Here is a 22,498-nt window from a genome sequence, read left to right as displayed (position 1 = left end):
GACGCTCACCTCCCCTGCCGTGCATCGGGTGCCACGTACGCCCGAAGACCGCCGACTTCGTCCTCGGGCCAGGTGCGCGCGTACGCGGGCGGATGGCCCCCAGGCGGAGCGAGGACAGCGAAAAAAGATGTGCGGTGAGCGGCACGCGTCAGCTCGGCCACGGTGGTGCTGGTGTCATGCCCCGCCGTCTGTGCAGAGCCACAGCCGCTGTAGGAGGCGATCGGCACGGCGTCGTAGCCGCTGAGCAGGCAGGGCTGCCGTACACCAAGTTTGTGGAGGGCGGCGGCGGTGCGGGACCAGTCGGCGCGGGAGGCCGCGGAGCTGTGCACGGTGTGCTCCAGGACGACGTACTGCACGGCCAGGTGACCCGCCACACCGATCGCCACCAGGCTGACGGCGACAGTGCGCGCGATCCGACCGATCGGGGCCGTGACCAAGTGGGCCAGACCGTGGGCGACAGGGAGGGCGAGCAGGGCGTAGGCGGGCAACAGGAAGCGGGGGGCCGCGTAGCCGATGAGGAACAGATAGGGGACTGCGGCCGTGACGGCGCAGGCCAGCGGAAGCAGGATGGGCCGCGCGTGCCGGGCGCGGACGGCGACCACAGCGCCCAGGACGGCGAGGAGCGGCAGCGCGAACCACCACAGGGTCACCACCGGGCTGGGGGCCGACGCGGTGCAGGGCCGGCACAGAGTACGTCCGCCGAGACTGCGCAGCTGGTCGACCACCGCGAGGTGCCAGCCGAGACCGCCCTGGATGGCGGAGGCAGCAGACAGGCGCTGCGCGAGGCCGCCGTAGCTCGCATACGCCTCGATCACCCACTCGCCGGCACCCGCCACCAGCCCCACGACCAGCACGACGAGAAGACGCGGGCGACGCACGGAGAGAGCGAGCAGGGGCAGCACGACGTAGACCGCGTCCATGGGGCGCATCCCCGCCATCAGCGCCGCGCCCGCGAAGAGACCCCACCAGGCCGCCCGGTCCCGCGCGTTCGCGCAGGCGCGCAGGAAGCAGCCGACGCAGGCCAGGGCACCGATGGCGACCCAGTAGTTGGGCATGGCCTGGGGGCCGTAGAACAGCGTCACCCACAACGAGGCGAACAGGGCACCGGCCAAGGCCAGGACGCCGGGCCCGAGGTGGCCTCGCCATACGCGCAGGGCGAAGTAGAGGGCCAGGCCGGAGAGGAGGGCCAGGTAGATCCGGAGCAGGGCGGTGGAGTCGGACCACGATGCGATCGGCGCGACGAGGAGTGAGATGCCGCGGGAGCGGGGCGCGCTGAAGTAGGCGGCGGGAACGTGACCGCTGACCTGGCTGACGTAGACGGTCTCGTCCCAGCCGAGACCGAGATCCGGCCGTACGAGGACGAGCTGGGCGATCACGAAGGCGGCTGCGACCGCCCCGAGCCGGGGCTCGCCCCGCGCACGCCGAGTCCGGATGGTCTGCGAGGGGTGGCTGGCGCGGGGGACACCGGTCCTCGTGGCGTTCGAGCCGTCGGTCATCTTGCACCTTTCGTCGTCGCACGCCACGGAATCGAATCCTCTACAGCTCGTAGGAGGACATCCCACACTACGGCTTGTAGGGTTAGGGGCGGGTGAGAAGACGGGGCACCGGTGGAGTTCCTGGGCGAGCTCTTCCAGCCCGGCCGCCGCGCCGATCGTGGGGACGGGCACGACGGCGCGAGCCTCGGACTACCGCTCGCGCGGCGCCCTGCCCGTACCGTCGGCGGCGAGGCGCCCCACGACCCCGGACAAAGTCCCGGGGCGCGCTCCCTGGCCGATCTGCCCATGGGCTGAGCGGCTACGCCCGCTCGCTGCGGGTCCTGCCCTCCTGGACATGCGCGTAGGCCATGAGGCCGAGCAGGACGGCCAGCAGGACCGCTGAGGAACCGGGGGTACCAAGGTTGAGACCGCCCTTGGCGACCGGCTTGGTCAGGAAGTCGCCCGCGGTGGCACCGAGCGGGCGCGTGAGGACGAACGCGATCCAGAACAGCAGGACGTTCGGCACCACCGGCACCCTCATCAGGGCCACCAGGACGGCGAGCAGCCCGGTCACCAGCAGCGCGCCGCCGGCGTAGCCGAGCCCGGAGCTGTCGGACAGGAAGTCGCCCATGGAGGTGCCGAGGGTGTTGGAAACGAGGATCGCCGACCAGAACAGGGCCTCGCCGCGAAAGGTGACGATGTCACGGATCTGGAAGGTCATCCCGCTCAGCCACCAGACCGCGAAGATGACCATCAGGATCGAGACGAGGATCGCCGCGCCGGCCGGGTAGCCGAGGCCGAGGCCCTGTGGTCCCCAGCCGAGTGAAGTGGCACCGTTGGAGAGGTACTTGGTACTGGCGTCGCGGTTCATGAAGTCGGACATTGTGGTGCCGGCCATGCTGGTCGACAGGATGACCGTCCAGTAGAAGAACGGGTTGTAGCGGCGGGACCTGAGCTGAACGACGAGCGTCACCACGAAGATCAGGAACAGGGCGATCGTGGTGAGGAAGTAACCCAGTTTCAAGGTCTGGGAGAAGAGGTCTCCGGCAGTCTCGCCCAGTGTCGTCGCCGCGATCTTCATGATCCAGAAGGCGAGAGTGACTTCGGGCAGTTTCTTCATCACCGACGTCGGCATGCTCGCGACGTCGAGGTCGGTGAGGTCTTTCGGATGCTGCAAGGTGGGGGGCTCCTTGTGTGGTCGTACGGCAGGGCGCTCGCCCAGCGATGGGGGCGGGCGCCCTGCCGGATGGGCGATCGCGGCGAGGCGATCGCGATCAACGACCTTCGCAGCGTCAACCCGAACACCTCCTGAACGCCTGCCCCGTCCCTGTTCAGGCGGCGTGGCGCGCGGTTTGCTGCGGCTGCGCGACGTCCGTCCGGGTCACCGCCAGATACACCACCAGACCGAGGGTGACACTGAGGAACAGCCCGCTCGTGACGACGATGCCCAGACCCACTCCGCCGTCAACGGTCGGGTGCGAGAGGTAATCGCCGACGGACGCGCCGAGGGGGCGGGTGAGGACGTAGACCATCCAGAAGCTCCACACCGCGTCCAGGTCAAGCGCGAAGTGCGCGAGGGCGACCGCGGCGATGACCAGGCCGAAGAGGACTGCGGACAGCCAGTAGCCGAAGTCCATCCGTTCGGAGACCAGGTCGCCGGCGGCCGTGCCGAGGGCGAACGTGAACAGGACGGCGAGCCAATAGAAGGACTCACGGCCCGTGGTGTCGATGCTGTGGATGGACAACATCCGCTCGCGGCGATACCAGACCACGAAGACGACCGCGAGGATGATCGCGAAGGCCGTGGTACTGGTCTCCAGCGGCACGCCCATGTTGTCGGTGAGGTTGTCGCTGATCAGCGTGCCGACGACGCTGATCAGCGCGACGACCGGCCAGTACACGCCGGCACGGTAGGCAGTGGTGCGGAACTGCACGACCAGAACGACCGCCAGCAGGGCGCTCATCAGCACCGACACACCGGTCAGGCCGAGCCCGGCCTTCTCGTTGAGCAGGTCGGCAGCGGTCTCGCCGACCGTCGTGCAGAGCACTTTTATGATCCAGAAGTAGACAGTGACCTCGGGCACCTTGTTCCAGCGCAACCGGCGGCCCGAGGACGCCACGGCGTCGACCGATGAGGCCGCCGTGGTTTCTGATGTCTCGTATGCCATGAGACCCGACCGTGCCACTGACTACCTGAACTCATCCTGACTGCTGTGCGGCATCCGCCGCCCCGCCGTCCTCGCCCGAGCAGCACGGTGCCGTGACAACTCCTGGCCACGGCCTTCTCATAGCGGTGCTCCGCCCTTCCCCGTCCGCCGTCCCGGACGAGAGCTGCCGTGAACCATCCACCTGCCTCCCCCCACCCCTTGGCCAAGCGACGAAATGGCTGCGTCGGGGGCTCGGCCGGGCCGGCGTACTGTCCTACGCCGCCGCTCTCCTTCTGCCCGGCCCAGGTCTGTGGCTGCGCCGGGACCATGCTGCTCTCCTCGTGCTCTTCTCGGTCGGACTCCTGGTCCCCGTCCGCTACCTGGGCCGCATGTTGCGCACCCCCACCACCATGTCGGCGGGGCTCGCCCTGCACCTGGCAATCCCCCTGCGCCGCACCCCGACACGGACGGCGGCAGTGGCCTGATCACCACGATGATCCTGATCGTCACGATGCCCGTGGCCGTCGGAGCCACGGTCTGGACGGGCAAGGGAGACGGCGACGGCGACCATGGCGGGCCTTCGTCAGCCCGTCACCCGTCCTCGCAACCCGGCGCCACCAGATGCACCACGCGCTGTAGCCGTGTCCGGCGGGGACAGGTGACGGGCTTCCCGCGCGGCGAGGCGGTGCACTACGACGGGTACGCGCCAGGACTCGGCATGCCGCAGGAGGCGGTGCTTGTGGAGCAGACGTGGCGTCACGGATCCCGTGCCCCGAGAGAGCGTGATCGGCGGCGAATCCAGCGGATTCGCCGCCGATCAGGTCCGTCAGCGCATATCTGTGAGGAGGGTGTTGAGTTCACCCTCCTGCTGTGCCGGCGACATCGGCGGGTTCGCGTGGTCGATGCCGAAGGTCTTCAGGACCTGGTCCATCTGGGCGTCGAGGAACGTCCAGCCGGTGTTGTCCAGCGGCTGCAACGAGGCTTGGTCGGCATCCCAGAGGTCTCGCAGCGACTGGGCGGCTGCCTGGGCCCCGGTCGCGTCACCCGACCGTGCGTCCTTGAGCGAGGTCGATGCGAGTGCCTTCAGCGCGTCGACCTTCGTGGACGGGAACTTCTTCACGGCCTGGCCAGGGGCGAGCTGAACGGTGGAGGTGGCGTCGTCCTCCGGCGCCGGGCCGACGTGCGGCTGACTGTGCGCCCAGACCAGCAGACCCCCGGTGGCGACGGCGAGGAGGGCGAAGCACGCCAGCGCGATGCGCTCCCTGTGCGGGTTGGCGGTGATCTGCGCGGTGTGCGTGGCGTCGTAGGTCTCGGTCACGTCGGAGCGCGTCACCGTCAGGTAGATGACGGTCGCCAGGATCAGTCCGAGGAAGATCAGGCTGGTGGTGAAGGTGCCCAGCGCGAGGCCGGTCGGCTCGCCCGGCTGAGCGACCTTGGGGGAGGCGAGCCAGTCGCCGATGTTGGCGCCCAGCGGGCGGGTCAGGATGTAGGCGAGCCAGAAGGACAGCACCGGGTTCGCGCCGAACTTCCGCAGCAGCGCGATCGCCGCGATGAGGCCGAGCGGCAGCAGGACCGAGACGCCCGGGCTCCAGCCGGTGAGCTCGAGGGTCCAGTCGCCGGTCGCGGTGCCGAGCGCGAAGGTGACGAGAACGGTGAGCCAGTAGAACGACTCACGCGGAAGCGTGTTGACCGAGTGGATCGAGAGGGTGCGCTCGCGCAGCCACCACGCGCCGAAGACCACGGCGAGCAGGATCGAGAACACGGTGGTGCTGATCCACAGCGGCACGTTGAGCTGGTCGGTCAGGATGTCGGTGTACAGCGTGCCCGTGACGCTGACAACGACCACGGTCAGCCAGTACGGGAACGGGACGTACCGCTTCAGCCGCAGCTGGGCGCCCAGGACCACGACGAACACCGCAGTGAAGATCCAGGCCGTGTTCACCAGGCCGACGCCCAGCTTCATGTTGATCCAGTCGGCGAAGCTCTCACCGACGGTCGTGCACAGGATCTTGATCACCCAGAACCAGACGGTGACCTCGGGAACCTTGTTCAGCATCAGCCGCCCGCTGCGGTGCGTGCGGGCTTCGCTCGTCGTTGTCATGCGGCAAGGCTGGCTCGGCCAACCTGCACACAACCTGACTACGCGATCGCCGCTGGCGTGGGGAAGGTCACCTCGACGCGACCGTGACCATCCGCGATCGCACGGACTGCCACTCCCGCGGACGCGGCGAGACGCTTTACCACGGCCAGCCCCAGCCCGTGCCCGTCGCCGCTGGTCACGCCCGCTTCGAAGACCCGGTCGACCTCCGCCGGGTCGAACCCCGGGCCATCGTCGAGGACATCGATCACGACCCCTTGGGGCTGGATGCGCGCCGTGACCCAGACGCGCGAACTCGCATGCCGCAGGCCGTTCTCCAGCAGCGGTGACAACACAGCCACGACGAGTTCGGATGCCACGGCGACGTCGACGTTGGTCGGGACGGCGAGTTCGATGGAGCGACCGGCGATCGCCTGTCGCGCCGCCGCCCTGAGATCGCAACGGGTACCGCCATCGATCCGTGTCCGGGCGGCACTCAGAATCGTCGTGATCGCCGTGTTCAGGCGGTCGACCTCGGTCAGAACAGACTCTGGTGCCACCTGGTGACCGGAGAGTTGCGCCAACTGTGCCTCGCCCCGCAGGGCCGTCAAGGGCGTCCGCAACTCGTGGGCGATCTCATCGGTGAGCCGGCGCTCGTCCGTAAGCGCGTTGTCCACGCGGTCAAGTAGGCGATCGAGAGTTCGCCCGAGCTCCCCGAACTCATCGCGAGGAACGCCGAGGTTGAATCGGCACCCGGGCTCGTGATCGCCCCAGTCGTCGGCGAGAGCGGCCATTTCGTGGACCACCCGCAACGCACGACCCACCACGAGGTGTGCGACGACGCCTGCGAGCAGGATCGAGATGCCGCCCAACATGAGCGACATCGTCAGGCTACGCTGCTCCGACGTCTCGTACGGCGTGAGATCCACCCTCACGACCGCCATGACGTGGTGGCCTTCGAGCCGGATTGGCTGGGCGTACAGAAGGTGACTGCCGACCGTGACGGTTTGGGACCGCCCGGAGCCGACAAGCGCCTCGACGCGGTCAAGGAGGCTTCCCGGCACGATCCCGTCAATGAGGTGTCCATCGGCATACACCCACGAGACCGTGTCCAGCGCTTCGTTGCCGCTCTCGATCAGCACGACGTGGCCACCGCGTACGGCTACGTTTGCCGCCACCGACTCCGCACGCGAACGCGCCAGAGCGTTCGCGTCGGCGTCGGTCACCTGGCTCAGCAACACGTGTGAGACCACCACCAGCACTGCGACCACAGCTGTCGCGATCAGAACCGCGAGCGCGACAACCCTCCCGCGGAAGCCCGTCACTCCCATCGATAGCCCACCCCGCGGACCGTCGCCAGGCGATCGGCCACGCCCAGCGCACCGAGTTTGGTCCGTAGTCGGCGAACGTAGGAGTCAAGGGTGTTGTCACTGACCTGCGCGCCATGCGGCCAACCGGCAGCAACGAGGGCGTGGCGGCGTACAGCGTCGCCCTGCGAAGCGATAAGCCTGCCCAACAACCGAAACTCGGTCGGCGTCAGGCTCTCGCTTGTCGAACCGTGGATCACGACATGCTTCGCCGGATCGAGAACGACGCCCCTTGGCGGGGTCGTCGCAGTTGTTCTGCGTAGCAGGGCACGGACCCTCACCAGCAACTCCGGGATGTCGAACGGTTTCGTCATGTAGTCGTCGGCTCCCGCCTCGAAGCCGCCCACCTTGTGATGCATGCCATCCAGAGCGGTGAGCATGAGCACCGGGGTATCAACGCCACGTGCCCGCAGCGCCAAGCAGACATCGCGGCCATCAGCGTCCGGCAGCCCTAGATCCAGGACGACCAGGTGAGGGACCGGCTCAAGTTGCCGCAGCAGGCTGTCCGCCGTGGAAGCGACTGCGATCGTATGGCCGTCGTGCTCAAGTGCACGTTTGAGGACGTCACGGACCGCTGCGTCATCCTCACACACCACAATGAAAGCCACACGCTGACCCTAGGTACTCCAGCGAGACTTCTCCATTCTCCCTGGTCAGCGCACTCGTGGTCCGCGAGATCAGTAACGGCATCTACTTGCGGTGGTTGCTCAGGCCACGTCGGTGTCCCGTTCGATGGCCTGGAGACGGTTCTTGAGCCGGTAGCTGTTGCTGTTGATCGAAACGACCTTGCAGGAGGGCCCGTCACCTGGGCATCACCCTGCTGCCCACCCAGTTCAGTCGGAGCGCACCTGTCACCTGGCACCGCCACCTCGAAGACGGCCGCCGTGATCGCCGCCCACCCCGACCCGGCAGGGTCTTCGCGGTCAGTACACAGGAGGTCGAGGGCGTCTCCGTGGCCGTCAAGAGCCTCGGCGCCACCGGCAAGATCAAGATCGTCGGCTTCGGCACCGCCGACCCCATCGTCCAGGACGTCAAGGACGGCCTTGTCCAGGGCCCGGTGGTTCAGGAACCGCTGGAGTCGGAGAAGCAGGCGCTGCAGCAGATAGGCAAGGCACTCAAAGGCTTCAGAACGACGGGCTTGATCCACAATCCGTTCGTCTTCCTGACCAAGGACACTTTCTAAAATCCTGACGTCAACAATTACATCTATAAAACAGCTTGCTAAACCGGTCGAGGAGGCAGCTGCGTGCTTAGCTTCGCGTGCAGAAGCGAGGGTCCGCTACTTGTGCGATGCTGGGGGTGATGAGCGCCCCCGCCCCCACATGGGTGAGTGTGACTGTCGAAGCACCGACGGTACACAACCCTCGACGGGGCTCGGGCGGAAAGGGCGCGGGTACGTGCCGACGGAAACGTGTGTAATCACGGTCGGCGCCTATGCGGGGACGGGCGTAAGCGCCGATCCAAGTTCGACGTCGTTGTTCCGGCAGTCTTGCCAGGAGCGGACGAGCTTGTCATCCAGCAGGGAGTGACGGTCACGAGTCGGGCCAGCCTTCGAAACCGCTTCGGTAGCCACGGGGCCGGTCGTCGTCCTCGTCGGCGGGCCATCGCCTCTGCCGGGGAGGTGGACCAGCCTCTCGGTCAGGCATTGAGAACTGCCCGGCCGTCTCCACCCAGGCCGAGGTCCCGATCCCGCCCCGTCGTCCTCACCGTCGGGGCGCTCGCTCTCGTCCTCGGCGCTACCGCGTGTGGCCGGGCGGCCGACTTGACGGCATCCCCACGCACCGGGACGACTGTCGGACTGCTGCTCCCCGACAACCAGACTCCCCGCTTCGAAAGATTCGACAAACCGCTGATCGTAAAACGGATCAAGGAACTCTGCAGCGCCTGCACCGTGAGGTACGCCAGCAGCAGACACGACGTGGCCACCCAGCAACAGCAGGTAGACACCATGATCACCCAAGGGGCCGATGTCCTCATCCTCGATGCGGTGGATGGCAAAGCGCTGCGCGCCTCGGTGAATGCGGCTGCGAGAGCGGGTGTTCCGGTCGTCGCATACGACCGTCTCGCGGATGGACCCATATCCGGTTACGTCACATTCGACGGCGGGCAGGTCGGCCGACTGCAAGGCGAGGGACTGCTGAAGGCCCTCGGCGACAAGGCCCACGACGGGCAGGTCGTCATGATGAACGGCGCGGAGACCGATCCCAATTCCGGATGGTTCAAGGACGGCGCACTCTCCGTTCTCCACGACAAAGTGAAGATCGCCAGGGCCTACGACACGCTCGGATGGCGTCCAGAGAACGCCCACGCCAATATGTCCGCAGCCATCGCATCACTCGGTGCCGACAAGATAGTCGGTGTGCTGGCGGCGAACGATGGCCTCGCGGGCGGCGTCATAGCCGCCCTCAAATCGGCCAAGGTTGCCCCTCTGCCGCCCGTCACCGGCCAGGACGCCGACCTGGCGGGCATCCAACGGATCATCCAGGGTGAGCAGTACATGACGGTGTACAAACCCTTCCGGCTCGAGGCCGACGCCGCTGCAGACATGGCTGTCAGGCTGGCGCGCGGCGAGAGCATCACGAACACGAAGACGACGACTGACAATGCCACCAACACCGGGATACCCACTGTGCTGCTGCGCCCACAATCGGTCACAGCCGGCAACGTCAAGGCAACCGTGATTCACGACGGGCTATACACGACCTACCAGATTTGCTCCGGCAAATACTCTGCTGCTTGTCAGCGGCTCGGTCTGGTCGGACGGCGCTGACGGCGGGTGTCCACCGCCATCCCACCTCGGCTCGCCATAGGAGATGCACATGACGAGCGGCGCGACTCCGCCCCTCCTGGCGTTGCGCGGTGTCTCCAGACGATTCGGCGCAGTCAGGGCGCTCATCGACGTCGATCTGGAGATACGCGCGGGTCGTGTCATTGCCTTGGTGGGAGACAACGGGGCCGGCAAAACCACACTGGTGAACGTCGTTTCGGGCGTCGACCCGCCCGATGTCGGCGTGATCGAGTGGGAAGGGCGCCCCGTGCGGATCACGCACCCGCGGGATGCGCAGGCGCTGGGGATCGCCACTGTCCATCAGGACCTCGCGTTGTGCGAGAACCTCGACGTGGTGGGCAATGTATTCCTGGGCCGTGAGATACACAGTTACGGCTTCCTCGACGAACCGGTAATGGAAAACCGGACGCGGGATCTGTTCAGGATGCTCAGCGCGCGCGTGCCTGATCTCCGACTGCCCGTCGCGACGCTGTCCGGTGGACAGCGGCAGACCGTCGCCATCTCGCGCTCGCTTCTGGGTCAGCCGAAGCTGATCCTGCTGGACGAGCCGACCGCAGCCCTGGGAGTCGAGCAGACCGCACATGTTCTCGAGTGCATCGACGACATGCGCGACCGTGGCCTCGGTGTCCTCCTCATCACTCACGACCTGGGCGTTGTGAAAGCAATCGCCGACCGGGTCTCCGTCCTGAGGCTCGGGCGCAACAACGGCTTCTTCGACGTCAACACCACATCGCAGGAAGACATCGTCTCATCGATCACGGGCGCCACGCACAGCGACTTCAAGTACTGCGAGCAGGACGAGATCGACTGGGAGCTGTGAGGCGATGCGTCGACCCAGGAACGCTGCCCCGGGTGAGTGCGGAGGGAGGCCGCCTACGAAGAACGCCCGGAGCGCTGTCATAAAACGCGCGGCCGTCAATCGTCACCTCGCGACCTTTGGGCGCAGGCTGAAAGCGGGGGAGCTCGGCTCTGTACCGGTTCTACTCGGCCTCGCCGCAATCTGGATGGTTTTCCAGGCGCTCAACTCGCAGTTCCTGTCGGCGCGGAACCTTTCCAACATCAGCGTCGACATGGTGGGCACGGGCATGATCGCGGTCGGCATCGTGTTCGTGCTGCTGCTGGGGGAGATCGACCTGTCGGTCGGCTCGGTGAGCGGTCTGGCGGCTGCCGCGTTCGCCGTGCTGAACGTCAACCTAGGCATGGCAGAAGGGGTCGCCGCCCTCGTCGCGATACTCGTCGGCTCGGCGACCGGAGTCGTCCAGGGATTCTTCTTCGCCAAGGTGGGTGTCCCCAGCTTCGTCGTCACACTCGCCGGATTGCTGAGCTGGAACGGGCTCATGCTCTACATCCTGGGCTCGACCGGAACCATCAACCTGGACGACGAGGGCCTGGTGGCCTTACTGACGAGCTACTACTTCAATGATGTGGCCGTGGCCTACACCCTGGCCGCCGCTGGCACGGCCGCTTATTTCCTCGTCTCCTACCACGACTCCAGGTGTCGGCGGAGCTTGGGACTGGGCTCGCGACCGCTTGGCGATATCGCCCTCCACACCGCAATGGTCGCCGTCGCCGTCTTCGCCGCCGCCTACGTGCTCAACCGCTTCCAGGGTCTGCCGCTGGCCCTCCTCATCTTCCTCCTCGTCGTCATCGCCCTCGAATGCATTCTGCGGCGGACCCTGTACGGACGCGCCATCTACGCGCTCGGTGGGGGTGTGGAAGCCGCACGCAAAGCAGGTCTGAAGGTCGCGTGGGTGAGGATCTCCGTCTTCACGATCTCCGGCACCATGGCCGCGGTCGGCGGGCTGTTCCTCGCCTCGCGGGTGGCCTCGGCCAGCCAGACCTCCGGCTCGGGCAACCTCCTCATCAACGCCATCGCCGCCGCCGTCATAGGCGGAACCAGCCTGTTCGGTGGCCGGGGCAGTACTTGGTCGGCACTGCTCGGCGCGCTGGTCATTCAGTCGATCGCCTCAGGCGTGGCATTGATGGGCGTCCCGACCGCTGCCGAGTACATGATCACCGGTGGGGTCCTGCTGCTCGCCGTCGTCATCGATTCGCTGTCACGCCGCGCGCAGAAGGCCCACGGCCGTATTTGAAGCCGGCCGGTGTCAGGCCAGTCGCCGGCGTGGGACGCACGGGACGGCGAGGCCCAAGCCGTGGGCCTCGGCGTCGAGCACGCCGGCGTTGAAGCCATGCCGCTGGTGTGGCCTGTGAGGGTGGTGATGGTTTTGCCGCTTGCGACGTCCCACAGACGCGCCTTTTTGTCGTCACTGCCTGTGGCGAGGCTGTGGCAGTCAGGGCTGAAGGCCACCGACGGAGGAGTTCTTGCCGAGCGCGAAGAACGAGTGCGGCCTGGACTGGGCCCTGTCTCCTTGGCGATGGCGACTTCGTCGGTTCGCAAGGGCTGGCCGTGGCATGACTTGGGACAACAGCTGACTGGCATCACTACGGACCAGGCACCGGCAGACCCGGTGGCAACCGACGACATGTTGGCCACTCGGCCCATCGGCCACTGGAGCGGCTTGGCACACACGGCCGTCACCCAGCGGGTCGATGTCCCTCACCGTTTGCGGGCGCATCGCGCCTGCCCGTGAGGCCGCATGGGCACCATCGCTCCTGCGCAGCATGGAATCCCCGTGTGGCCTGAGGCGGTGATGTCGCATCCCGGCCCTGGCATGCCGAGGAACCCAGGGCATTCGTCATGGCATTCCCGGGGCCCCGGCGTATGGAGTTGCAGGGTTCAACGACGCTGGAATGCCGGCGTCACGCTGCTGCCCGCCGCCGTCCGGGGGTGACGAGTGCGTCGATTTGCACGGTGCCAGTGGGGTGTTCATGGTGGCGTGCGCGGTGGCGAGTTCGTGCTCGGAGGGCGTAGTTCTCCGAGCAGAGGGTGTGCGCAAAGCTTGTACCAGTCCTCTGCGGAGCCCGCACCGTCACCGGTTGGCGAGTACGGCGACAGGCCCGACGCCGACCGGACACCTTTCCGCGTCACCTTCACCGTCACCAACGGCACCGGCAAGCAGTACGACCTGGACACCATTCCGTCGACGCTCAAGGGGTCACCACAGGCGGCCGGCAAGGTCGAGGAAGAGCAGGTAGTTGCGGTGATTGCGTTCGTGGCGCGGGCTCAGGGGCCAGTAGCGCGTTCGGCCTTGGCCTGTGGCTGGCTTTGCATCAAGGACGCTGCCTTGCTGTGCGCATGGCACATGCGAAGGCCGCCCCGACCCCACTGGGCACCGTTCGTCCCGCCTGTCGTGGCCCATGGTTCCCGCAAGGCTTGGGGCGAAGGAGCGGGGGACCGTACAGCTACGGCGAAGCCGGTAGGAAGCTGTGCCTGAGGCTTGCATGACAAAAATGAGCTGGCCTCGGACAGGTTCTGATTCATGAAATCTGTGCGGTCAGGGGCTTGTCGCTTCGGGCGGGGCTGCCCGAAGCTACGGGGCCCCCGTGCTCGTCGTCACCTTGCGGCCCAGTCGTCGCTGGTGCCTCCGCGGATTAAGCGGCGCCTGTCTTGTCGTTGATCTGGAAGGTGATTACATCGACTTCGTCGGTTCCCGCCAGATCTGGGTAGTGGCCCTTGAGGCCTTCCCGGAGTTCGGTTACGGTCGTCAGCCCCTCGGCTTGGGCGTCCTGGTTGGTGAGGTCGCTGACCAGGCAGTGCCTGATGCCGGTCACCTCTGCCGGCAGGACGACTTCGGGGTCGCTTTCAAACACGAGCCGTGCCGGCCCGAGCTGGGCCGGGTCCCGGAAGCGGGTGGTCTTGGTCTTGGCGCCGGAGCGGACGTCTTCGAGGTAGCGGGGGCTGAACCGGATGATCGGGGGACCGGCCGTCTCGGGGTCTTGGTAGAGCGATGGGTCGAGACCGTTCATGCCTTCCGGGGTCCATCGCTGAGTCAGCGGCATCAGGTCGGCGGCGAGAACGGACCTGGGCCCCGCGGGCGTAGGCACGATGACGCGCATGGTGGGGTAGTAGTCCACGAAGACCTGCCGATCGCGCCCGCACGGGCCGATGACCCCGCGCCCGTGGTTTCCCACGGCAACGATGCAGCGCATCTGGCGGGCGCCCTGGGCTCGTGCGGCTCCCAGAGCCACGAGTTCGGCGCAGGGTCCGCCAGTGAAGTGGTAGAGGTTCACGCCGGCGAACATCCGGTAGTCGGCGGCCATGACCGCGGCGCCCATCGTGTGGATCCTGTCTTCGTCGGGCCCGGCGTCGGTATGCGCGTCTATGGTGCGGCGTGCCAGCTCCACGAGCTCACGCTCGTCATCATCGAGAGCTCGTGCAGATGACGGTACGTACACGTTTTCAGCCTTCCCTTCCGTCAGCGGTCGCCGAAGATCATTCCACGCCGCGCAGGTGGGCTCCACGGGATTTCGGCTTGCCTTGACTGGGCCCCTACGGTGGTCCCGTGGGCAGGCGCGAGGGCCCAGGCGGTGCAAGGTGTCAGGGCAGCCACCTGCCCGGAGTGTGGGGTGTCCTGGACCGTTGGCGTCGAACGTGCTTCCTCGGCAACGTACTGTTCTCCCGCCTGTCGCAAACGGGCCTGGCATGGACGGCGCACGCAGCAGCGCGGGATGTGAGACCGCGCATGTTGGGGCCGTAGGGCCGCGTCTCGCGCCGGGGCCGCACGCCTCTCGGACGGCCGGAGGGCGTCAGATGGTGCGAAGTGATGGGTCTTCAGGGCGAGTTGGCGGGATGGCATGGTGTCGCGCCCGAGCCCGTGGCGTGGTGTCCGGATGCCCGAGATGATCGGCAGTGTGAGCCGGGATCGCGACGACGAGCTGGTCAAGCTGGGGCGCGACTGGGTGGCCACGATGAGCAGCGCCCAGTGGCGCCTCGGGGATGCCGCCATGGAGATCGAGCCGATGCGCTCGTATGGGGTCGCGAATCCGTCTGGGAAGGACGACCTGTTCACCGTCAGCGAGGCCATCAGGATGTTCGCCGAAGACGTCGGCCTGGCCTATAGAACGATCCGCAGTTACCGGTGGGTTTCCTCGCGTTGGCCGAAGGAGCGACGGTGGGCGGATGTCTCGCACACCATCCACAACAGGAGCGTTTCGAGGAGGTCAACAACCCCCGCCCAACCCTCGCGGAGACCCGACGAGGTGGAAGCACGACAGCGCGAAGCGGGTGGTGGGCTGGAAAGTCGACTCCCCGGAGAGTGTGCTGGAGAAGGTGGAGGCGATACACGACCTGGCCGCCGACGACGCGGTCACGGCGGTGGTGACCACCGACTTCCTGCGCCGTCCCGCGGTCGCCTCGAAGGCGATGGCCGATGACACTGCTCGGCACACCGTTAATGAGGCGCAGTCTCTACCGATGAGGGCCACCGGGCCAGGCATTTCTGATGTGCACCCTTACAGCGGCTAGCACAACGAGGTGGATCGCTCCTGGTTGCCGCGTCCAGGGCGGGAGTTGAGCGTTCGGTCCGGTGTGGGGATGGCGCCGTGGATTGTGTCGGATGAGCTGTGGGATCACCTGGAGCCGCTGCTGCCGCAGCGCGAGCGGCGCTTCCGCTATCCGGGTCGCAGGCCCGTTGCCGGACCGGGATGTGCTGTGCGGGATCTTGTACGTGCTGCACACCGGGATTCAGTGGGAGTACCTGCCGCAGGATCTCGGCTTCGGTTCGGGCATGACGTGCTGGCGCCCACTGCGCGACTGGAACGAGGCCGGCGTCTGGCAGCGGCTCCACGAGGTCTTGCTCGCCGAACTCAACGCGGACTCACGCCTGGACTGGTGCCGCTGCGTGGTCGACTCCTCCCATGTCAGGGCCCCAAGAGGGGGAGCCACACGGGCCCCTCGCCGGTCGACCGGGGCCGGGCTGGCTCGAAACACCACCTGATCACCGACGGGCACGGCACCCCGCTCGCAGTCCTGCTGACCGGAGGCAACCGCAACGACGTCACCCAACTGCTGCCGCTGCCCGACGCCATTGCGCCGATCCGCGGCCGGGTCGGGCGTCCCCGCCGCAAGCCGGACTCCCTCTTCGCCGACCGCGGCTACGACCATGACGTCACTGCACGGCACGGGACTGGGCACCTATCGCTGGGTCGTGGACAGGAGCTTCGCGTGGCTCCACGGCTTCCGGCGTCTGCGCATCCGCTGGGAACGCAAGTCCGACATCCATGAAGCCTTCCTCAAACCCGCCTGCTGCCTCATCACTCACCGGCAACTCGGCTCATCGTGTCAACCACTGTAAGTTGTCCCCCGAGCGAGCCATGACGGACCGCTCCGCGCTACTCGCGCCGGGTGACCCGGTGACCGTGCTCTTCCTGTACGGGCCGGGAGGTGTCGGCAAGAGCTCGGTGCTGGATGTGCTGGCGGACGTGGCTGTCGCGGACGGAGCCAACGTGGTACGGCTGGATGGCCGTCACGTTCCGCCGACCTCGGGCGCACTGCTCGGGGTGCTCGCGGCAGTCCTGGACAGCGGCGGCGACCCATTGCGCGAACTGGCTGAGTTGAGCCGACCAGTATTGCTGATCGACACGTACGAACTGCTTGAGTCGCTCGATGAGTGGGTGCGTGACACGTTCCTTCCCGCCCTGCCCGGCGACGCCCTGGTGGTGATCGCCGGTCGCCGGCCGCCCGAACCGGAGTGGACGGCAGATCCGGCGTGGCGTGAGCTCGTGCGGGTGGTGTCCCTGCGCAACCTCGACACACGGGACGGGCGAGCGTACCTGGTGGCGCAGAACGTGCCGGAGACGCTGCATGAGCGGCTGCTCGCCGTCAGCCACGGGCATCCGTTGACGTTGTCCATGCTGGTCGACGGGGTTCGCCGGCGTATGGCCGCAGGTGGGGATGCGGCAGACGCCGTACCCCGGGGGCTGGGCGATCTGCCCGATCTCGTACGGGTGTTGCTCAAGCGCACCATCGATGAAATACCGGGGCCGTGGCACCGCATGGCGCTGGAGCTTTGTGCTCACGCGTACGTCACCTCCGAGGAACTGCTGCGCGCGGTGCTCGGCGATTCCGGTGTCTCCGCCGCCGAGGCCGGAGAGCTGTTCGCCTGGTTGCGCACGCTGTCATTCGTCGACGAAGGACCGTACGGGCTGTTCCCGCACGACCTGGTCCGTGACGCCCTTGACGCCGACCTGCGATGGCGTGACCCCGACCGCTACTCCGAGTTGCACCACTGTGTTCGTGCGCACCTGCTGGCACGGATCCGGTCCGGGGGAGACGAGCGCGAGAAGCAGCGGTTGCTGGCCGACGCGATCTTTGTGACGTGCTCCCGGACGTCGCTTGCCGTGGAGGTGGCCACCGCGCGGATGGTCGAGGAGTTCATCGACGAACTGCGGGACGGCGACAGAGCGGCGATCGTCGAGATGACCAGGGAGTTGCAAGGCCAGGACCAGGCGGATCTCGTAACGTACTGGATGCAACGGCAACCGCACGCGTTTCGGGTCTTCAGGGATGCGCGGGGAGAGCCGCGGGGCTATGGCGCCTACCTGGAGTTGCACGAGGCCACCGAGGCAGACCTGGCCACCGACCCCGGGGCGTATGCGATGTGGCGGTATGCACAGCAGCACGGCCGGCCGCGAACCGGCGAGCAAGTGATGGCGTGGCGGTTCTTCCTCGACGGTACCCACCATCACCGCTCATCGCCGTCGGTGACCCTGGCCGCTGTCTGGCACGTACTGGACATCCTCACGCGGGAACGCGTGTCGTGGTCGTTCGTCGGTACCTACACGGACGCCGAGCTGTGGGGGCCAACGCTGGCCTATCTCGATTTCTGGCGCGCCGAGGACGCCGACTACGAGGTCGGCGGTACGCGGTACGCGGCATTCGCCCACGACTGGCGGCGGACCGGAGTGGGGCAGTGGCTAGAGGTCACCACGGCCCGAGAGGTGGGTGCCGCCGCCCGTCCGGCAAGCGAGGACCTGTCCGAGCTGGTGCTCTCGCAGCCGGAGTTCGTCGACGCCGTCCGGGCCGCCCTGCACGACCTGCACATACCTGAACGACTGGCCCGGAACCCGCTCCTTCACTCTCAGGTGCTTCGACGAGAGAGCCGTAACGGGCAGGAACCCACGGACGCGCTGCGCGAACTGCTGGGCAGGGCCGCCGACTCGCTGCGGGAGGACCGGCGTCTCCACGGCCTTTACGAGGTTGTCGACCGTACGTTTCTGCGCCCCAGCACCACGCAGGAGCGGACTGCTGAGGCCCTGCATCTGTCCTTCAGCACCTACCGGCGGCACAGGGATCGGGCGGTGACTCACATCGTCGAGTGGATGTGGAAGCGCGAGCTCTACGGCCAGGCCCGCGACGTTGAGCACCAGGTGAGCACCGGCTGACCTGGTGTGTGGCCACCGCGCCGGCTCATTGTCTACCTCGTCGGGAACGAACCGAGAGGAGGCACGACAGTGCGAAACGGACATGCTGTCGTTCTGGGTGGTGGTTTTGCCGGAATGGTGACGGCGGGTGTCCTCACCGAGTTCTACGAGTGGGTCACGGTGCTCGATCGGGATTCGCCGTCGGCGCCTGGTGACTACCGGCGTGGTGCGCCGCAGGGCAGACACGCGCACGGTCTGATGCCGAGGGGTGCGCAGCTGCTCGAGGAGGTATTTCCCGGGCTGCTGGCGGAGATGGCCGCGGACGGTGCGGTACGGGCGGAGATGCTTGTGGGGCACCGCTTCCGCGTCGGCGGCGACGAGTTGCCCCAGGTGGCCACGGGATTGAGGTCGGTGCAGGCGACCTTGCCGTTCCATGAGGAACATCTTCGCCGGCGGCTGCTCGAACGTGATGGTGTGCAATTCATGCCGGGCGTCGATGTCGTAGGACTCGTCGCTGACGATGCCTCGGCAACAGGGATCGCCGGTGTGCGGATCATCCTGCGAGAGCCTGGCAGTACCGAGGAGACCATTGCGGCCGATCTCGTCGTTGACGCCATGGGCCGGAGCGGACGCACTCCCTACTGGCTTGAACAACTCGGGTACGACCGGCCACCGGAGGAGCGTCTGACGGTCGACGTGGCCTACGCCAGCCGCGTCGTCCGCCTCACCCCTGAAGGAGCCGAGTGTGTCCGGCACCTGGTTGGCGGCGACGCCAAAGGGGTCTCGCGCGGCATCTTGATGCACGCTGTCGAGGGTGGCCGGCACGTGGTGACCGTCACCGGTTCCGGGAGTGACAACAGCCCACCTGTCGACGAGACCGGCTTCACCGACTTCCTCTCCACCGTGGCGCCCCCCGACGTTTTTCAAGCGGTGATGGCGGCGGAGTCAGTCGAGCCGATCTCGGCCTACCGGTTCCCGACCGCCATTTGGCGACGCTACGACAAGCTGGATCGCTTTCCGACGGGCCTGATCGTGACGGGGGAAGCCCTGTGCAGCCTCAGCCCCCTCTTCGCGCAAGGCATGACGGCAGCGGCGTTGGAGGCGGCCGCTCTGCGGAGTTGCCTGACGGGTGGTCGCCACGACCTGCCCCGGCGATTCTTCCGGGAAGCTGCCCGGGTGGTGGCAGCCCCTTGGCGCATGGGCATCGGCGCAAACACGTCGGAACGGCACCCCCGTACGGCCACCCGACTGCAAGCCGCTCTCATGGGAAGGATCATGGCCGCCGCCACGCGCGACGCCGTGGTCGCGACACAGCTCGTGCGGGTGCTGATCCTGCTCGACCCGCCGACCGCCCTCATGCGACCGAGAGTGCTGTGGAGCGCTCTGACGAAAGGCGCTCGGGTGACCGACTCGGTGGTTCCGCCGCCAAGCTCCCAGGTGACTGCGGCAGGCCCTGACGTCGTGTGAGTACTGCGACGCGTACCGGCTCTTTCTCCCGCTTCCCTACTTCTCCGTCGTAGCTGGCATGACGGAAGACAACTCACTGAAAATCGAGATCGATGATGACAAACAAACCGACTCTGGTCTTCGTCCCCTGCGCCACCGGGGCCCCGTGGACCTCACAACACCTCGCGCCGTACAGCGGTCGACCGGTCCGCACGCTGCGGCTTCCCGACGGCGTCAACGACATGGAGGCCTACGCCGACGCCCTTGCCGAGCGGGTCGCCGATCTGGACGCGTATGTTCTGGTGGGCGACTCCTTCGGAGCCAATATTGCCCTGGCTCTTGCTACCCGCAGCCCCATGGGGTTGCAGGGCCTCGTGCTCTCCGGCGGCTTCGCCGCCAACCCGATCACCCAGCCGGTCATGAAGAACGCGTTGCGGCTGATGGGGAAGATGCGTGGCGTTCTCTACAGGAGAGTGGTGCTTCCCCTCTACGTGCGCCAACTCGCCTCGCCCTACGATTCGGAGGGGCAGATCCCCTGGAGCGTGAGCGACACACACCGTCTGTTCCTTGACAACACCCCCGCCACATCGTTCGATGCCCGCATCACGGCCGTCGTCAACGCCGACTACACGCACAGTCTCGACCAAATCAGGGTTCCCACCCTGATCCTGACGCCGTCTCACGAAGGACTGGTCAGCGAGGACGCCTCCAGGGTCATGCGGGAGGGCATCCCCGACGTACGGGAGGTCGTGATCGAGCGGGCCGGCCACATGTTCTAGGCGCCGACGTGAAAGCCACCGACCCCTACGGGCGACGCTGGGTCATCCCGTGCAAACACCGCCGCAACGGCCTGGCCGGCTCCTCAGTGGGCACACCGGACCTCCAGGTCCTCAACGGCACCGCCCGCCAGGTCCACGGCGCCGACATCGCGGTCATCATCACTAGCGGACGGGTCACCGCACCCGCCGTGGCCTTCGCCAAGCAACAGCGCCTCCACGTGGTCGACCGTCACACCCTCGGAGTGCGGGCGGCCGGCTCACGTCCCCTTTGGGAACTACTCCGCACCGTCCCACCGCCTCGCCGGCCGACCAGCCCCTGAACTCCGCGGTCCCACGATGGGCCCGTGCTGCTTGCCGAGGTCATCACCGAGCCCGAAGCGTCTCGCGAGCGCGAGGGCACCCGTACACGTGCGCGTGGTTGGCAGGTACGCTCGTCATCGTGCCGCGGGAGCGGGACTTCCCCCGGCGGCCCCCCGGTCCATCGTTCATCGCGTTCACGGCGCGGTGGCCTCGCGGGCGGAGACGGGCGCCGTGTCCGCGGTGACCTCTTGTGAAGCCGGAGCCGTCCGAACTCCCCCAAAGCCAGAGGCCCGTGGGGCGAGCTGGTGCCGCGAACTCGGCAGACCCAACCGGTTCCGCTCCTTCTTGCGCGAGTACCACCCGTCCGTCCTGGCCGCCTTCGCGCTCTGGAAGGACGGTGTGTGGCTGCGGGACGCGCACGAACTTCTCCTGGTGGCAGGTGACGGCCGCCACCAACAAGGTGGAGGCGTTCAACGGCTTCAGTGACTGGGTGCGGTTCGGGCAGCGCGGCATGGTCGCGCACAACGACCCGGTCGAGCAGGACAAGGATCTGCGGTTCACCTCGCTGCTGTCCAACCTGGTGATCCTCCACAACACCCTGGACAGGACGCTTCCCGGGATCTTCGCCACCGACTACGCCGAACGCCTTGAAGCCGCACGCCGCCGCCTCACCAGCGGCAGTCTTGGCGAAGAGTAAGACAGCCGGGTTGCTTCCCTAGCACCCCCGCGTACTTCCGCCACTGCCATGTTGTTTGAGAACGCGGCTGGCCCAGTTCTCAAACAACATGTCGGGCCACCAGCTCACGCGGCTCTCAGTCGTCATCTGCGTTGAGACAGGACAATCCGGTCCGATTCGCTCGCCGTCCCAGATGATCTGGTCCGGCGGGTCTGCTTCTTCGGCTCCACCGGCCCTGGTGGCGTCTGAGCTGTCCCGGGTGGTGGCTGATGGGGGCAGGACCTGGTCATAGCCGTGCGGCAGTGCGGACCAGGCCGGCCAGGGCGAGGGAGCGGCTGTGCGCGGGCCAGGCGATGTGGGTCACGACGGGAGGTGCGTCGGTCAAGGGGACGGCCGTGTGCTCGGCCCACAGCCAGGAGCGGGCGGAGTCGGGGACGACCGCCACGGTGCGTCCGAGGGCGATCAACTGAGCCAGTTGCGTCTGGTTGTGGATCTCGGGGCCAGGGCCGGGTGCGTAGGTGCCGTGGGTGGGCCAGCGGGCGAGCGGCAGATCGGGGACGTCCCTGACATCGGCCAGGGACAAGGTCTCGCGGGCGGTGAGGGGGTGCCCGGCTGGCAGGACGGCAACCTGCCCCTCGGTCGTCAGTGCCTCGCTGTCGAACCCGGCGAGGGAGTTCCACGGCGTGTGCATGAGCGCGACATCGGCGCGTCCGTCGCGCAGCAGCTCTTCCTGCTCGCAGATGCCACACGGCAGCACCTCGATCTCGGCACTGTCGGGCTCGGCCGCGTAGGCGTCGAGAAGCTTCCGCAGCAGTTCGTGGGACGCGGCGGCCTTCACCGCGAGGACCAGCCGATTGCGGGGGCCGCCGGGGCTGTCGGCACCGCCGGCGCGCCGGGTGCGGCGAGCGGCGGCGACGGTCGCGTCGAGGGCCGCCCGGCCCTCGTGCAGCAGCACCTCTCCGGCACCGGTCAGGCGGACACCACGGCGGTTGCGCTGCAGCAGGCAGACCCCGAGGCGCCGTTCGAGCTGCTGGATCGCTCGCGACAGCGGCGGCTGGGCCATGCCGAGGCGCTCGGCGGCGCGCCCGAAGTGCAGTTCCTCGGCGACGGCCACGAAGTACCTCAACTCGCGGGTCTCCAGGGTGTCCACGGCCGCAGCATACGCGGTGATACCTGGCAGG

General features: G+C 67.3%; 18 protein-coding genes and 5 pseudogenes. 13 read left to right on the top strand and 10 right to left on the bottom strand.

Annotated features, from left to right (window positions below; all coding sequences use genetic code 11):
* Positions 1–5: 5 nt before the first annotated feature.
* Complete coding sequence (locus IPZ69_RS20975) at positions 6–1,496, bottom strand: hypothetical protein (RefSeq protein ID WP_235455727.1); 1,491 nt, start codon at positions 1,494–1,496, stop codon at positions 6–8.
* 102 nt (positions 1,497–1,598) lie between these two features.
* Between IPZ69_RS20975 and IPZ69_RS20970 the strand changes: the two are divergent.
* Positions 1,599–1,790: pseudogene (locus IPZ69_RS20970) on the top strand (sensor histidine kinase); the annotation flags it as partial.
* A 4-nt stretch (positions 1,791–1,794) separates the two neighbouring features.
* On the opposite strand, the gene IPZ69_RS20965 reads toward IPZ69_RS20970, so the two are convergent.
* Both IPZ69_RS20965 and IPZ69_RS20960 read right to left on the bottom strand, forming a co-directional pair.
* Positions 1,795–2,652, bottom strand: coding sequence for a COG4705 family protein (locus tag IPZ69_RS20965; RefSeq protein ID WP_235455726.1), 858 nt, complete (start codon positions 2,650–2,652; stop codon positions 1,795–1,797).
* Positions 2,653–2,806: 154 nt separating this feature from the next.
* Positions 2,807–3,643, bottom strand: coding sequence for a COG4705 family protein (locus IPZ69_RS20960; RefSeq protein WP_235455725.1), 837 nt, complete (start codon positions 3,641–3,643; stop codon positions 2,807–2,809).
* Positions 3,644–3,963: 320 nt separating this feature from the next.
* Between IPZ69_RS20960 and IPZ69_RS47455 the strand changes: the two genes are divergently transcribed.
* On the top strand, positions 3,964–4,107 hold the full coding sequence (locus IPZ69_RS47455) for a hypothetical protein (protein ID WP_308407522.1): 144 nt from the start codon (positions 3,964–3,966) through the stop codon (positions 4,105–4,107).
* Between the two features lie 341 nt (positions 4,108–4,448).
* On the opposite strand, the gene IPZ69_RS20950 is transcribed toward IPZ69_RS47455, so the two are convergent.
* The 4 genes and pseudogenes from IPZ69_RS20950 to IPZ69_RS48110 form a co-directional block, all read right to left on the bottom strand.
* Positions 4,449–5,723, bottom strand: a complete 1,275-nt coding sequence (locus IPZ69_RS20950; protein ID WP_235455723.1) for a COG4705 family protein — start codon at positions 5,721–5,723, stop codon at positions 4,449–4,451.
* A 38-nt stretch (positions 5,724–5,761) separates the two neighbouring features.
* Complete coding sequence (locus IPZ69_RS20945; RefSeq protein ID WP_235455722.1) at positions 5,762–7,030, bottom strand: sensor histidine kinase; 1,269 nt, start codon at positions 7,028–7,030, stop codon at positions 5,762–5,764.
* Entirely contained in the window at positions 7,021–7,674 is a 654-nt protein-coding gene (locus IPZ69_RS20940) for a response regulator transcription factor (RefSeq protein ID WP_235455720.1), read from the bottom strand. The genes IPZ69_RS20945 and IPZ69_RS20940 overlap by 10 nt, the downstream gene beginning before the upstream one ends.
* 99 nt (positions 7,675–7,773) lie before the next feature.
* Positions 7,774–7,857, bottom strand: a pseudogene (locus tag IPZ69_RS48110) (AAA family ATPase); the annotation flags it as partial.
* A 161-nt stretch (positions 7,858–8,018) separates the two neighbouring features.
* On the opposite strand from IPZ69_RS48110, the gene IPZ69_RS20935 reads away from it, so the two are divergent.
* From IPZ69_RS20935 to IPZ69_RS20920, 4 genes are all read left to right on the top strand, one after another.
* Positions 8,019–8,249: a hypothetical protein gene (locus IPZ69_RS20935; RefSeq protein WP_235455718.1), complete on the top strand. Its 231-nt coding sequence runs from the start codon at positions 8,019–8,021 to the stop codon at positions 8,247–8,249.
* A gap of 579 nt (positions 8,250–8,828) precedes the next feature.
* On the top strand, positions 8,829–9,836 hold the full coding sequence (locus tag IPZ69_RS20930) for a sugar ABC transporter substrate-binding protein (protein ID WP_235455717.1): 1,008 nt from the start codon (positions 8,829–8,831) through the stop codon (positions 9,834–9,836).
* Between the two features lie 49 nt (positions 9,837–9,885).
* The gene (locus IPZ69_RS20925; protein WP_235455716.1) at positions 9,886–10,674 is read left to right on the top strand and encodes an ATP-binding cassette domain-containing protein; all 789 of its coding nucleotides are present in this window, start codon (positions 9,886–9,888) and stop codon (positions 10,672–10,674) included.
* A 4-nt stretch (positions 10,675–10,678) separates the two neighbouring features.
* Positions 10,679–11,947 carry a sugar ABC transporter permease gene (locus tag IPZ69_RS20920; RefSeq protein WP_235455715.1) on the top strand — a complete coding sequence of 423 codons (1,269 nt, stop codon included), beginning with the start codon at positions 10,679–10,681 and terminating at the stop codon, positions 11,945–11,947.
* 155 nt (positions 11,948–12,102) lie between these two features.
* Here IPZ69_RS20920 and IPZ69_RS47870 read toward each other — a convergent pair.
* Both IPZ69_RS47870 and IPZ69_RS47445 read right to left on the bottom strand, forming a co-directional pair.
* Positions 12,103–12,294 (bottom strand): annotated as a pseudogene (locus tag IPZ69_RS47870) (hypothetical protein); the annotation flags it as partial.
* A 1,052-nt stretch (positions 12,295–13,346) separates the two neighbouring features.
* Positions 13,347–14,099, bottom strand: coding sequence for an ASCH domain-containing protein (locus IPZ69_RS47445; protein ID WP_308407520.1), 753 nt, complete (start codon positions 14,097–14,099; stop codon positions 13,347–13,349).
* A 592-nt stretch (positions 14,100–14,691) separates the two neighbouring features.
* On the opposite strand from IPZ69_RS47445, the gene IPZ69_RS20905 reads away from it, so the two are divergent.
* The 7 genes and pseudogenes from IPZ69_RS20905 (at position 14,692) to IPZ69_RS20875 (ending at position 21,338) form a co-directional block, all read left to right on the top strand.
* Positions 14,692–15,219 carry a DUF6192 family protein gene (locus tag IPZ69_RS20905; RefSeq protein WP_308407519.1) on the top strand — a complete coding sequence of 176 codons (528 nt, stop codon included), beginning with the start codon at positions 14,692–14,694 and terminating at the stop codon, positions 15,217–15,219.
* 69 nt (positions 15,220–15,288) lie between these two features.
* Positions 15,289–16,048: pseudogene (locus tag IPZ69_RS20900) on the top strand (IS5 family transposase).
* A gap of 58 nt (positions 16,049–16,106) precedes the next feature.
* The gene (locus IPZ69_RS20895; protein ID WP_235455713.1) at positions 16,107–18,137 is read left to right on the top strand and encodes a hypothetical protein; all 2,031 of its coding nucleotides are present in this window, start codon (positions 16,107–16,109) and stop codon (positions 18,135–18,137) included.
* A 69-nt stretch (positions 18,138–18,206) separates the two neighbouring features.
* The gene (locus tag IPZ69_RS20890; protein ID WP_235455712.1) at positions 18,207–19,583 is read left to right on the top strand and encodes an FAD-dependent oxidoreductase; all 1,377 of its coding nucleotides are present in this window, start codon (positions 18,207–18,209) and stop codon (positions 19,581–19,583) included.
* A gap of 92 nt (positions 19,584–19,675) precedes the next feature.
* On the top strand, positions 19,676–20,341 hold the full coding sequence (locus IPZ69_RS20885) for an alpha/beta fold hydrolase (RefSeq protein ID WP_308407518.1): 666 nt from the start codon (positions 19,676–19,678) through the stop codon (positions 20,339–20,341).
* A pseudogene (locus IPZ69_RS20880) lies at positions 20,299–20,661 on the top strand (restriction endonuclease); the annotation flags it as partial. The gene IPZ69_RS20885 and the pseudogene IPZ69_RS20880, both read left to right, overlap by 43 nt.
* Positions 20,662–21,080: 419 nt before the next feature.
* Positions 21,081–21,338, top strand: a complete 258-nt coding sequence (locus tag IPZ69_RS20875) for a Tn3 family transposase (RefSeq protein ID WP_235455710.1) — start codon at positions 21,081–21,083, stop codon at positions 21,336–21,338.
* Between the two features lie 265 nt (positions 21,339–21,603).
* On the opposite strand, the gene IPZ69_RS20870 is transcribed toward IPZ69_RS20875, so the two are convergent.
* Positions 21,604–22,467, bottom strand: a complete 864-nt coding sequence (locus IPZ69_RS20870; RefSeq protein WP_235455707.1) for a LysR family transcriptional regulator — start codon at positions 22,465–22,467, stop codon at positions 21,604–21,606.
* Positions 22,468–22,498: the final 31 nt, after the last annotated feature.

This window comes from Streptomyces olivochromogenes, assembly GCF_021538895.1.
Taxonomy (GTDB): Bacteria; Actinomycetota; Actinomycetes; order Streptomycetales; family Streptomycetaceae; genus Streptomyces; species Streptomyces olivochromogenes_A.
Note: the sequence above shows the minus strand (reverse complement) of the source record. Positions and strands in the feature narration are given on the sequence as shown.